We start from the raw sequence: 12,082 nt of genomic DNA, 5'->3' as shown, positions 1-12,082 counted from the left end.
CTCAATTAAAGATAAATAATCAGAAAGTAAAAAGCTAAGAAACCTTCTTCCAGTAAGAAAGAAGGTTCAAAATATGCTGTAATAAGAAGTATTAAACGTGTGCCAGTGCTTGTGCTAAATCGGCAATTAAATCATCAATATGCTCAATCCCCACAGATAGGCGAACCATATCAATACTGACACCCGCAGATTTCAATTCAGCTTCATTCAACTGACGATGGGTGGTGGTGGCTGGGTGGCAAGCTAAACTTTTGGCATCGCCAATATTGACTAACCGTGTAAAGAGTTGCAGTGCATCAATAAAGCGCGTGCCGCCTTCTAAACCGTCCTGTACCCCAAAGGATAAAATAGCAGAGGGTTTGCCTTGGACATATTTTTGTGCCAAAGCATGCTGTGGGTGGTCTTTTAGACCCGCATAGTTGACCCATTTTACTTTAGGGTGTTGTTGTAAGTATTCAGCCACTTTCTGCGCATTTTCAGTGTGACGTTCCATACGCAAATTCAAAGTTTCTAAACCTTGTAGGATCAAAAATACGCTGAGTGGACTGATTGCTGCACCTGTATTTCGTAGAGGTACAACACGTGCTCGTGCGATATATGCAGCTTCGCCTAAAGCTTCGACATAATTTACGCCGTGATAACTTGGATCAGGCGTATTTAAAACTTTGAAGCGTTCAGGGTATTTACCCCAAGGGAATTTACCACTATCAACAATTGCACCGCCAATCGAGTTGCCATGCCCGCCAATATATTTGGTCAGTGAATGCACCACAATGTCAGCCCCATGTTCAAAAGGTTTCAGTAGGGCAGGTGTTGCAACGGTATTGTCAACAATCACTGGTACGCCATATTCATGGGCAATTTTTGCAATCGCTGCTAAATCAATAATATTACCCAGTGGATTACCAATTGATTCGACAAACACCAGTTTGGTTTTATCATCAATTAAGCCACGTAGCGCTTCGGGATCCTGATAGTCAAAGAAACGCACTTCAATGCCTTGCTTTGGCAAGGTGTGGGCAAAAAGATTGTATGTCCCGCCATATAAGGTTGAAACAGAGGCAATATTGTCACCTGCTTCTGCAATCGTTTGAATAGAATAGGTAATGGCAGCCATGCCTGATGCCAAAGCCAAAGCCCCAATACCCCCTTCAAGCGCAGCCAAACGTTGTTCTAAAACAGCCGTGGTTGGGTTCATAATGCGGGTGTAAATATTGCCCTGCACCTTTAAATCAAATAAATCGGCCCCATGTTGTGTATTGTCAAAGGCATAAGATGTGGTTTGATAAATAGGCACCGCCACGGCTTTGGTGGTGGCTTCTGGGCTATAGCCTGCATGTATGGCAAGGGTTTCGTCTTTGTAGGTCATGTTTACATCATCTTCGTGAGTTAAATATTGATTGAGTTTAGCATTTCTATATATGAATCAAAGTGCTATTTAAGTGAAAATGTTATCTTAAATCCTTATATTAATGATGTTTTTTCAATCCAAGCTGAAAAAAAATAACGGGCTATCAGGATGTTTAAAAAATCGACATGCGCTGAGTTGTAACATTCTATTGAAGATGCGTGCTATGCCTTATTTTTTCGCTGCTTTCATCGTATAATGCCCCGAATATTTGTTCGCATAATGTTATTCACATTGTGTGAATGTTGCTTTTTCTATAGAGGAGTCCTACGTGGCCCAATATATTTACACGATGAACCGTGTGTCGAAGATGGTTCCGCCTAAGCGCGAAATCTTAAAAGACATCTCTTTATCATTTTTCCCAGGTGCCAAAATTGGTGTACTTGGTTTAAACGGTGCAGGTAAATCTACCTTGCTTCGTATTATGGCTGGCGTAGATAAAGATTTCTCAGGTGAAGCACGTGCTCAACCGGGTATTAAAATCGGCTATCTTGAGCAAGAACCACCATTAGATCCAAATAAAGATGTTCGTGGTAACGTTGAAGATGGTTTGCGTGAACCACTGGACGCTTTGGCGCGTTTGGATGAAGTGTTTGCTGAATATGCAGCAGAAGATGCTGACTTTGATGCACTTGCGAAAGAGCAAGAAAAATTAGAGTCGATCATTCATGCTTGGGATGCACATAACTTAAGCAACCAAATGGATCAAGCTGCTGCAGCGTTGAACCTTCCTGCTTGGGATGCCGATGTAAACTTGCTTTCAGGTGGTGAACGCCGCCGTGTTGCACTGTGCCGTTTGCTTTTGTCTAAGCCAGACATGTTGCTTCTTGATGAACCGACGAACCATTTAGACGCAGAATCTGTGACTTGGTTAGAGCGTTTCTTAAAAGACTTTGCTGGTACGATTGTAGCAATTACGCATGACCGTTATTTCTTGGATAACGTGGCTGAGTGGATTCTTGAGCTTGACCGTGGCATGGGTATTCCTTACCAAGGTAACTATACCAATTGGTTGGAACAGAAAAATGCCCGTTTAGAGCAAGAAAACAAGCAAGAGGAATCTTTTGCTAAAGCATTGAAGAAAGAACTTGAATGGGTTCGTTCTAATGCCAAAGGTCAGCAAAAGAAAAACAAAGCGCGTATGGAACGTTTTGAAGAGCTGAACTCTAAAGAATTCCAACAACGTAATGAAACTTCAGAAATCTATATTCCACCTGGCCCACGTTTGGGTAACAAGGTGGTTGATGTTGAAGGCATCAGCAAATCGTTTGATGGTCGTTTATTGTATGAGAACTTAACCTTCTCTGTTCCACCGACTGCGATTGTGGGTATTGTGGGGCCGAATGGTGCGGGTAAAACGACACTATTCCGTATGATGACAGGCGAACAGCAGCCAGATACGGGTACGGTAACACTGGGCGAATCGGTTAAAGTTGCTTATGTGGGTCAGTTACGTGACACCTTAGATGATAAGAAAACGGTTTGGGAAGAAATTTCTGGCGGTTTAGATATCTTACGTATTGGTGATTACGAAATCGCATCGCGTGCGTACATTGGTCGTTTTAACTTTAAAGGTCAAGATCAGCAAAAACGCGTAGGTGAATTGTCTGGTGGTGAGCGTAACCGTTTACAACTGGCGAAAATCCTGCAAATGGGCGCAAACGTGATCTTACTGGATGAGCCATCGAACGACTTGGATATTGAAACTTTACGTGCGCTTGAGGATGCCATTTTGGTCTTCCCTGGTACGGTAATGGTGGTATCGCATGACCGTTGGTTCTTAGACCGTATTGCAACGCATATCTTATCGTTTGAAAATGATCAACCTGAATTCTACGCGGGTAACTATGCTGAATATGAAGCATACCGTCAGTCTCGTTTAGGTGATGCTGGTGTACAAAAGCGTGCTAAATACAAAAAAATAGGCGTTTAATTGCTTATTTTTGTGTGATTAAAAAAACCAGCCTACGGGCTGGTTTTTTTTGTAGGGTATTTATATTTTGTTTTAAATATTAAGCAGTAGGCGTTTTAACCCCTAAGCTGATAATGGTGTAATACTGGTTTTGAGGTGTGGCTTTACTTTCGATTTTTTCACTAACTTCCAGTAAATAGCTCCCTGCATTCGGGAACGTAAGTGTCACTGTTCCATTGGGATTTACAGCCACCGTTTGTGCTTGTTTATCGGTTGTGCCTTGGGCGCGAATCAGTACTTCGGCATGGGCAAGTGCTTTGCCTGCTTTTCTTAGTTGAAGTTGAACGGGTTGCCCAGCCACAATTTCATTCGGGTGGGTTTGGAAGGTCACTTGAATGGGCGCTGGAGTGGCTGCAATTGGCGACGTGGTTGCTTTACTGATATAACTTTGAATACTCCACTCGCGAATCGTGTCGACCTTCTTCGGTGTTTTTCCTTTAAAGTCACTTGGAATCACATAGTCACGTTCACTCAGTGCTGGAACTTTATCTGCGGCAACATCTGCAAAAACTTTCCATTGTTGATTATGTTGTACATACTGAATTGGATAAGAGGTTTTGCCATAAACCGTGTAAGTGCCTTGTTCAGGTAATTTTAGATCGAATGTGCTCACAGACTCTAGCTGACTTTGCGGCTGAATACTGATTTGAGTTTGGTTGGGCTGAATCACGCTAAACTGAACATCTTTTAAGGCATATTCTGCATTTAATGCTTCTTCTGCGTAGCCACTGAGCATTGAAATTTGTGTATTTGCAGTCAGGTAACTTAAAGGTGCAATATAAGGTTCATGCGCTTGGCTATATGAGCAGGCGAGTAAAGCCAAAACTAAATATTTTTTCATCAGTAGCTTCCTGAATATTTCTGGTGTGTTTTCATGGGATAATTGAATTAAAGGCAAGCTAAGTATATCGAGGAATGGGTTTAATTGATAATGGTAATGATTATCAATATTGATTTAAGAGTCAAGAAATTGAAATTTAAAAAAATCAATCAAACAAGAAGAAGGGGATGCAATGAGTAGCCATCATGGGCATGATCATAGTCATGCAGTTGTGACTGAAAACAATGCAAAAAAACTCACTTTTGCGTTGATATTAACCACCTCATTTTTAGTGATTGAAGTAATTGCAGGCTTTATCACGCAAAGCTTGGCATTGCTGTCTGATGCTGCACATATGTTTACGGATGCAGCAGCTTTAGCGATTGCTTTGGTGGCGATTAAAATTGGCAAACTTCCCGCAGACGATAAACGCACCTTTGGTTATCAGCGTTTCGAGATTCTTGCAGCGCTATTTAATGCCTCTATGCTGTTTGTTGTGGCGATGTATATTTTATATGAAGCTTATCAGCGTTTTTCACATCCGCCTGAAATCCAAAGCTTAGGCATGATGAGTGTCGCCGCGATTGGTTTAGTGATTAACCTCATTTCAATGCGTATTTTATTTTCCAGTTCCAAAGATAGCCTGAATGTTAAAGGGGCTTATCTAGAGGTTCTTAGTGATGCATTGGGTTCGGTTGGCGTGATTATCGGTGCAGTGGTAATTTATGTGACCCATTGGATGTGGGTGGATACTTTAATTGCGGTACTGATTGGTTTTTGGGTGTTGCCAAGAACGTGGATTTTGCTCAAACAAAGTATCAATATTTTGCTTGAAGGTGTGCCTGAAGAAATTGATATTGAAAAATTGCGCAATGATCTTCTGAATTTAAAAGATGTGGAAAGTATTCACCAACTTAAAGTCTGGGCGATTACGTCAAAGAATGTGCATTTGACCGTGCATTTGTATGCACCACAGGCAGATCATAATGCTTTATATCGTGAAGCATTGGAAATATTAAGCCATGAGCATGGCATCACTGAAATGACACTACAGATTGAAAATGATGAATGTCTTGCTCAATCACTTTGTCAGCCTAATAAAGCTCACAAGGAACACTTACATGATCATGATGGGCATTCACATCAGCACCTTGGCTGAACATCTGGGCTGATGTGAAAATAGATTTTCTTTTAAATTTCCCACTCGTGATCACATTCACGACATTTCCATTTTTTTTGTGACTGCATAAAACCTTGCATGGAAATTTTAAAATCGGGCAAATCACGATAGAACAGGAAGCCTAAAATTAAGCACAAGACAAAAATAACCACTGTGGCAGCTTGTAAGGTGGTTCCTGCGCCATCGCCAAAAATCCACATGGCAATACTGATTAACACCAATAGCAATAAGATGAAAATAGCAGAGATTAAAAAGACTAAGCTTTTAGGAACGACAGGTCGAGTCGTTGGTCCGCTCGATTGTGCAACAGGAATGATTTTAGGGCTTTGGCATTTTGGGCAACGGTATTGCATTACAACTCCACAATTTTAATCTATGCGTTATTTTAATGCTAATGCAGCAGAAAGCAAAAATATACTTGGCATCAGCACAGTGTGAACGAAATGGACATCGCATCAGACTTCATTTGGCAAGTCCTATTGATCTATTTTGCAGGGTTAACATAAGTGTTTTAAATTAAAAAAATAGATCATTTCGATGTGGTGGATTGCTTTTATTTTATTCGGAACTTATATCGGTGGTATTTTTGGCTTATTGATCACGATCACGCTGTATATCTGTAGTTTAGCGCTGTCTGATAAGTAATCGTATAGAGTAATTCAATAAGAATCGGATGAGGTTGGAGAAGCCATTTTTTTGCTGTTAGATTAATTTACAAATTGCATAATGTACAGATAATAAAAAAGCCACTGAATAGATCAGTGGCTTTTTTGAATTTGGCGTCCCTACGGGGATTCGAACCCCGGTTACCGCCGTGAAAGGGCGATGTCCTAGGCCTCTAGACGATAGGGACTTATCGAGGCAACACAGGTAAAACATGAGATGGTGGAGTCAAGGAGGATCGAACTCCTGACCTCTACAATGCCATTGTAGCGCTCTACCAACTGAGCTATAACCCCCAGTCTGTGTGAGCGCAATATTAGGGGCATTGCGTTCACACGTCAACTATAAAATCAATTATACCGCATCAACTGCATCATTTTTCGGCAATTTTAAGCTTTCATTGAGTTTTTCCCACACTTTCGTTTCTTTTTTGCTCGGACCACCAACAATTTCCAATGCATGGCGTAAACGGGCAAAGGTTAAATCTGGCCCAATGGTGACCATGGACTGCATGACAGGGGTTGAACTGGTCGAACCCGCAATCGCAATAAAGAAAGTCGGCATGAAATCGCGCAGCTTAATTTCCATTTGGCTGGCTAAATCCATCAGGGTTTGGCTAACGGTGTCATTATTCCAAGTAAATAAGCTTTCTAAGCGCCAAATTGCAAACTGTAAGCTTTGGCGAACTTGTTCTTCAGACAGTTTTTTACTTTCAAATTGTTCTTTAGACACTTGTGGGAATTGGTTGAAGTAAAAACCAGCCCAATTGACGGCTTCAGACAATAAGTTGATACGTGGTTGAATGGCTGCGGCAATGTCTTCCAACATTTTACGGTCTGCTTTCCACGCTAAAAGTGTATTTAACAATTCAGCAGGAGAAAGTGCTTTAATCCATTGACCATTCAACCAATTGAGTTTTTCCACATCAAAAATTGGCCCACCCAGTGAAACACGTTTGATGTCGAAGTTTTCAATCATCTCTGCCAAAGTGAATTTCTCACTTTCATCTGGCATTGACCAACCCATACGCGCCAAATAGTTCAACAACGCTTCTGGTAATACCCCAATGTCTTTGTAGTAATTGATTGACGTTGGGTTTTTACGTTTAGATAATTTAGATTTATCAGGATTGCGTAATAATGGCATGTGACCAAGCACCGGCATTTCCCAGCCAAAATATTGATAAAGCAATTGATGCTTTGGTGCAGACGGCAACCATTCTTCGCCACGGAATACGTGAGTAATTTGCATTAAATGGTCATCAACCACATTGGCAAGGTGGTAGGTTGGCAAACCATCCGTTTTGAGTAAAACTTGCATATCTACTTGTACCCATGGAATTTCCACTTCGCCACGAAGATAATCTTGTACAGTACAAATTCCCTCTTCAGGAATTTTCATGCGGATAACGTGTGGTTCACCTGCTGCTAAGCGGTGTTGTACTTCTTCGGTGGTTAATTTTAAACCACGACCGTCGTATTTTGGTGTTTCACCACGGGCTTGCTGTTCAGCACGCATTTGATCCAGTTCTTCTGGGGTTGCGAAACAGTAAAAAGCATGACCTTTTTCAACCAATTCAAGCGCGTATTGCTTATAAATCCCCATACGTTCAGACTGGCGATACGGTGCATGTGACCCACCAATGTCTGGGCCTTCAGACCAGTTTAGACCTAACCAACGCAATGAATCTAAAATCATTTTTTCAGATTCAGGGGTTGAACGAAGTTGGTCAGTATCTTCAATACGAAGAATAAATTCGCCACCATGTTGCTTGGCAAAACATAAATTGAATAAAGCAATATATGCAGTGCCTACATGTGGAAAGCCTGTAGGAGAAGGGGCAATACGAGTACGAACAGTCATAATCAATATTTTCAGAATGTGAATAGACACTATTATAACGAAAAAGCCTAATCACTTAATGTTAAATTCAACATCGAGATGATTAGGCTTGATTGCAACGTCTTAAGGGGGGAAGACGTTTATGCTGCGATTAAGAGTTATTTTGAGGAAATAAGGCTTGTACGAAACGCGTAAATTTTTGATTTTGAGATGCAAAAAAGCTTTGCGTCGGTGCGACTTTAATTTCAGTAAGAACTTTTAAATCGTTATCGCTACGTAAAATATTGGTCCCTTGCTTTTGTTGCAGGAGTGCTTTTTCAATCAATGACGAGCGTTCAGGCGCAAGCGTTATCTTTGCATTCGTGGTTTTAATGGCAGCCGTATGTCCGACTTGTGCCATTAGACCTAAGCTTAGACTCAAACTACATATCTGGATCAACTGTGTATATTTCATTTCAACTTTCCCCTTTAGTACTGCCGTTTGCTACTGGAATTTACTAATTGTTGTTTTATTCTAGCACTATCATTTAAACACATAAAAAAATATAACAGTAGAACTGCCTCACACTCTTTTACAAAATGATGAAAACCAATTGAATAGGCTACTTTGTATCAAAAAAATATGGATAGAACATGGAGATTTGTGCAGGTCATGCAGATTGATCGGCATTTGTTATATTTTTAGTCATAAAAGTGTAAACATCAGCATTTAAATTGATATCTATAAAACTGATTTTGAATAAATAAAATGATATAACCACATGATTGATAAAATTATTTTAGATTTATATAGTGCTTAGAACCTTCAATAAGCGATTTATAAACATGAAAAAAATAATAGTCTCGACTCTTGTTGCTTTATTGGGCGGAATGACTTCACATAGCTTTGCTGGAAAAGATTTTCTGAATGTTTCCTATGATCCGACCCGTGAGTTTTATCAGGAATATAACCAAGCCTTTGGACAATATTGGAAAACCAAAACTGGGCAGGAGATTAACTTTAAACAGTCGCATGGTGGATCGGGCAAACAAGCACGTTCGGTCATTGATGGTTTACAAGCCGATGTGGTGACTCTCGCTTTAGCCAATGATATTGAGGAAATTGTCAATGCTGGACTGATTCATAAAAACTGGCAAAAACAGTTTCCCAATAATTCTGCACCGTATACTTCAACGGTGGTATTTTTAGTGCGTAAGGGTAATCCTAAAAATATTAAAGATTGGAATGATTTAACCAAATCAGGTGTAGAAATTATTACGCCAAATCCCAAAACGGGGGGAGCACCACGCTGGATCTACCTTTCTGCTTGGGGCTATGCTTTAAAACAGCCGGGTGGCAATGATGCTAAAGCAAAAGCGTTGGTGACAAAACTCTACGGCAATGTGAAAGTGCTTGATTCAGGCGCACGCGGTTCTTTAACCACCTTTGCTGAACGTGGTATTGGCGATGTATTGTTATCTTGGGAAAATGAAGCTTTATTGGCGACCCAAGGTTTGGGTAAAGACAAATTCCAGATTGTTTATCCTTCAATTTCAATTTTGGCAGAGCCTTCAGTCGCCATTGTTGATAAAACGGTCGATAAAAATGGTAACCGTAATTTAGCCAAAGGTTATCTTAATTATTTATATTCACCCAAAGGGCAGGATTTGGCGGCACAGCATTTTTTCCGTCCACGTAATCCACAAATTGCCGCAAAATATGCAGCACAATTTCCAAAAATTAAACTGTTCACCATTGGTGATGTGTTTGGCGGATGGGCAAAAGCGCAGAAAACGCATTTTGTAAATGGGGCGATTTTTGATCAGATTTACAGCAGTAAACAATAAATAAATGACCTGATTTTATTAAGGTTAAGGAAATGGATAGCGAATGTTATCCATTTTTCTTATATGTAGTGCATAAAATGCTATAAATATAGAATAAGTAAACTGTATTTGAATTTTCTAAACTAAAACAATAAATTAAAATAAAAAATCTAATTTAATAGATTTTTCAGTAAGTTGAATGGATTGCGATTTATGATTTTATTTCATATATTTAGCATCAATCAAGATTAGTTGTCTGTATCGTAATGAAAATTCAATTTAAAGCTTTATTCAGTGCAGCATTGCTGGCAACTGGCATAGCTGTTACTGCCACGTCTGCTCAAGCAGCCGATCGTGATTTTTTAAATGTATCTTATGATGCAACGCGCGAATTTTATGATGAGTTCAATCAATCCTTTGGTGCGTATTGGAAACAGCGTACTGGCTATACGGTGAATTTCAAACAGTCACACGGTGGCTCGGGTAAGCAAGCCCGTTCTGTGGTCGATGGTTTGCAAGGCGATGTCGTGACTTTGGCTTTAGCCAATGATATTGAAGAAATTGTAAAATCAGGTCAAATTCAGCCGGGTTGGCAAAAAGAGTTTCCATATAATTCTGCACCTTATACCTCAACCATCGTTTTTATGGTGCGTAAAGGCAATCCGAAAAAGATTAAAGACTGGTCTGATTTAACCAAATCAGGCGTACAAATTATTACGCCAAATCCTAAAACAGGCGGTTTACCGCGTTGGGTGTATTTGTCGGCTTGGGGTTATGCATTGAAGCAACCTGCTGGCACAGACGCAACGGCCAAGGACTTTGTCGGCAAAATGTACCGTAACGTCAAAGTCATGGACTCGGCTGCACGTGCTTCAATGACCACATTTGCTGAGCGTGGCATTGGGGATGTGTTGTTGACTTGGGAAAATGAAGCTTTAGTAACGCAAAAGACTTTGGGGAAAAATAAGTTCGATATCATCTATCCATCGATTTCAATTTTAACCGAACCTTCAGTTGCTATTGTGGACAAGACCGTGGAAAAAAATGGCAATAAATGGTTAGCCAAAGGTTATATCAATTATTTGTATTCACCCTTAGGTCAAGAGATGGCAGCCAAGCATTTCTATCGTCCGCGTAATGCTGAAGTGTTGGCAAAATACAAAGCACAATTTCCGCCATTAAAGACATTCACGATTGATGAAGTGTTTGGGGGTTGGGCGCAAGCACAAAAAACGCACTTTGTGAATGGTGCAACTTTTGATCAGATTTATAATACGCGTAAGTAATTGATTGACGTGTGATTTTAGAAGCCTCCTTGTTGGAGGCTTTTTTTATTGAATATTGGAAAAATTTAAAACGGTTTTCTCTATAGAAAGTAATATTTATCTACAAAAAGACGTTTGGAGCTTTATCAAAACAAGGTAATAATGTGCAGTTACACTTTTCATAGTATTGATTGAACCCTTATGTCGCATATTTCTGTATTACTTCACGAAACTGTTGATGCCTTATTGGCAGATCGCAATACAGGAATTTATGTCGATGGCACGTTTGGCCGAGGAGGGCATACGCGTTTATTGTTGTCTAAATTAGATGAAAATGCCCGTGTCTATGGTTTTGATAAAGACCCACAGGCTTTGGAAGCTGCGGCAATCTTAGAACAAGAAGATCCACGTTTTAAAATTATCCATGCCAGTTTTGCCGATTTAAAACAAGAACTTGAAGCGCGCGGAATTGGTTTGGTTGATGGCGTGATGGCCGATTTAGGCGTGTCTTCTCCACAGCTGGATCAGGCAGAACGTGGTTTTAGCTTTATGAAAGATGGTCCACTGGATATGCGCATGGACAATTCACAAGGCCCAACTGCGGCTGAGTGGTTGGTCAATATCGAAGAAGAAGCTTTGGCCAATGTGATTTTCCAATATGGTGAAGAACGTTATAGCCGTCGTATTGCAAAAGCCATTAAAGCTGCGGGCTATATTGACACCACTGCACAATTAGCAGAAATTGTGAAAGTCGCGCATCCGAAATGGGAAAAAAATAAACATGCAGCAACACGAACTTTTCAGGGGATTCGTATTGCCATTAATAAAGAATTAGAAGATATTGAAGCGTTCTTACCGCAAGCGGTTGATGTGCTCAAAATAGAAGGTCGTTTAGCCGTCATTAGTTTCCACTCGCTAGAAGATCGTTTAATTAAACAATTTATTCAAAAGGAATCAACTTTAGCTGAAGATACCAGTTGGGGTATGCCACAAGAACGGGAAGATACCCGTCGTTTAAAGAAAATTTCCCGAGTCCGTGCCAGTGAAGCAGAGATCAAAGCCAATTTTCGTTCACGTAGTGCATGGCTTAGAGTTGCAGAACGCTTAGCTTTAAAAGGCGAATAAT

10 protein-coding genes and 2 tRNA genes are annotated in these 12,082 nt (G+C 40.3%); 5 read left to right on the top strand and 7 right to left on the bottom strand.

The annotated features are described in order from the left end of the window. Nucleotides 1–91: 91 nt before the first annotated feature. Nucleotides 92–1,369: an O-acetylhomoserine aminocarboxypropyltransferase/cysteine synthase family protein gene (locus tag B9T24_RS04775; protein ID WP_086164736.1), complete on the bottom strand. Its 1,278-nt coding sequence runs from the start codon at nt 1,367–1,369 to the stop codon at nt 92–94. A 310-nt stretch (nt 1,370–1,679) separates the two neighbouring features. Here B9T24_RS04775 and ettA point away from each other — a divergent pair, with 310 nt between their 5' ends. Continuing rightward, nucleotides 1,680–3,341: an energy-dependent translational throttle protein EttA gene (ettA, locus tag B9T24_RS04770; protein ID WP_086164735.1), complete on the top strand. Its 1,662-nt coding sequence runs from the start codon at nt 1,680–1,682 to the stop codon at nt 3,339–3,341. Between the two features lie 79 nt (nt 3,342–3,420). Here the strand turns inward: ettA and B9T24_RS04765 are convergent, their stop codons facing one another. Next, nucleotides 3,421–4,221 (bottom strand): DUF4198 domain-containing protein, encoded by an 801-nt coding sequence (locus B9T24_RS04765; RefSeq protein WP_086164734.1) that lies wholly within the window; start codon nt 4,219–4,221, stop codon nt 3,421–3,423. A 172-nt stretch (nt 4,222–4,393) separates the two neighbouring features. Here B9T24_RS04765 and B9T24_RS04760 point away from each other — a divergent pair, with 172 nt between their 5' ends. After that, the gene (locus tag B9T24_RS04760; protein WP_086164733.1) at nt 4,394–5,359 is read left to right on the top strand and encodes a cation diffusion facilitator family transporter; all 966 of its coding nucleotides are present in this window, start codon (nt 4,394–4,396) and stop codon (nt 5,357–5,359) included. A gap of 32 nt (nt 5,360–5,391) precedes the next feature. On the opposite strand, the gene B9T24_RS04755 is transcribed toward B9T24_RS04760, so the two are convergent. From B9T24_RS04755 to B9T24_RS04735, 5 genes are all read right to left on the bottom strand, one after another. Further along, entirely contained in the window at nt 5,392–5,733 is a 342-nt protein-coding gene (locus tag B9T24_RS04755) for a hypothetical protein (RefSeq protein WP_086164732.1), read from the bottom strand. A 424-nt stretch (nt 5,734–6,157) separates the two neighbouring features. Continuing rightward, nucleotides 6,158–6,233, bottom strand: a tRNA-Glu gene (locus B9T24_RS04750). Between the two features lie 30 nt (nt 6,234–6,263). Then, nucleotides 6,264–6,339, bottom strand: a tRNA-Ala gene (locus tag B9T24_RS04745). A gap of 58 nt (nt 6,340–6,397) precedes the next feature. Beyond that, the gene (gene gltX, locus B9T24_RS04740; RefSeq protein ID WP_086164731.1) at nt 6,398–7,906 is read right to left on the bottom strand and encodes a glutamate--tRNA ligase; all 1,509 of its coding nucleotides are present in this window, start codon (nt 7,904–7,906) and stop codon (nt 6,398–6,400) included. Nucleotides 7,907–8,036: 130 nt separating this feature from the next. Next, nucleotides 8,037–8,339: a hypothetical protein gene (locus B9T24_RS04735; protein WP_086164730.1), complete on the bottom strand. Its 303-nt coding sequence runs from the start codon at nt 8,337–8,339 to the stop codon at nt 8,037–8,039. Nucleotides 8,340–8,710: 371 nt separating this feature from the next. Between B9T24_RS04735 and B9T24_RS04730 the strand changes: the two genes are divergently transcribed. The 3 genes from B9T24_RS04730 (at nt 8,711) to rsmH (ending at nt 12,081) form a co-directional block, all read left to right on the top strand. Then, nucleotides 8,711–9,712, top strand: a complete 1,002-nt coding sequence (locus tag B9T24_RS04730; protein WP_086164729.1) for a sulfate ABC transporter substrate-binding protein — start codon at nt 8,711–8,713, stop codon at nt 9,710–9,712. 245 nt (nt 9,713–9,957) lie between these two features. Further along, a complete protein-coding gene (locus tag B9T24_RS04725) occupies nt 9,958–10,977 on the top strand; it encodes a sulfate ABC transporter substrate-binding protein (protein ID WP_086164728.1) in 1,020 nt (339 codons plus the stop codon). Between the two features lie 180 nt (nt 10,978–11,157). Then, nucleotides 11,158–12,081 (top strand): 16S rRNA (cytosine(1402)-N(4))-methyltransferase RsmH, encoded by a 924-nt coding sequence (gene rsmH, locus B9T24_RS04720; protein ID WP_086164727.1) that lies wholly within the window; start codon nt 11,158–11,160, stop codon nt 12,079–12,081. The last annotated feature ends 1 nt before the right edge of the window (nt 12,082 follow it).

The organism is Acinetobacter sp. ANC 4654 (genome assembly GCF_002135425.1).
In the GTDB taxonomy this organism is placed as follows: Bacteria; Pseudomonadota; Gammaproteobacteria; order Pseudomonadales; family Moraxellaceae; genus Acinetobacter; species Acinetobacter kyonggiensis.
The sequence above is the reverse complement of the archived record's forward strand: the minus strand, read 5'-3'. Positions and strand labels throughout refer to the sequence as shown.

What these genes read in the sequence shown, in the direction of transcription:
- B9T24_RS04735 (WP_086164730.1), bottom strand. Translation starts at nt 8,339, where the DNA reads ATGAAATATACACAGTTGATCCAGATATGTAGTTTGAGTCTAAGCTTA.
- gltX (WP_086164731.1), bottom strand. Translation starts at nt 7,906, where the DNA reads ATGACTGTTCGTACTCGTATTGCCCCTTCTCCTACAGGCTTTCCACAT.
- B9T24_RS04755 (WP_086164732.1), bottom strand. Translation starts at nt 5,733, where the DNA reads ATGCAATACCGTTGCCCAAAATGCCAAAGCCCTAAAATCATTCCTGTT.
- B9T24_RS04775 (WP_086164736.1), bottom strand. Translation starts at nt 1,369, where the DNA reads ATGACCTACAAAGACGAAACCCTTGCCATACATGCAGGCTATAGCCCA.
- B9T24_RS04730 (WP_086164729.1), top strand. Translation starts at nt 8,711, where the DNA reads ATGAAAAAAATAATAGTCTCGACTCTTGTTGCTTTATTGGGCGGAATG.
- B9T24_RS04760 (WP_086164733.1), top strand. Translation starts at nt 4,394, where the DNA reads ATGAGTAGCCATCATGGGCATGATCATAGTCATGCAGTTGTGACTGAA.
- B9T24_RS04725 (WP_086164728.1), top strand. Translation starts at nt 9,958, where the DNA reads ATGAAAATTCAATTTAAAGCTTTATTCAGTGCAGCATTGCTGGCAACT.
- B9T24_RS04765 (WP_086164734.1), bottom strand. Translation starts at nt 4,221, where the DNA reads ATGAAAAAATATTTAGTTTTGGCTTTACTCGCCTGCTCATATAGCCAA.
- rsmH (WP_086164727.1), top strand. Translation starts at nt 11,158, where the DNA reads ATGTCGCATATTTCTGTATTACTTCACGAAACTGTTGATGCCTTATTG.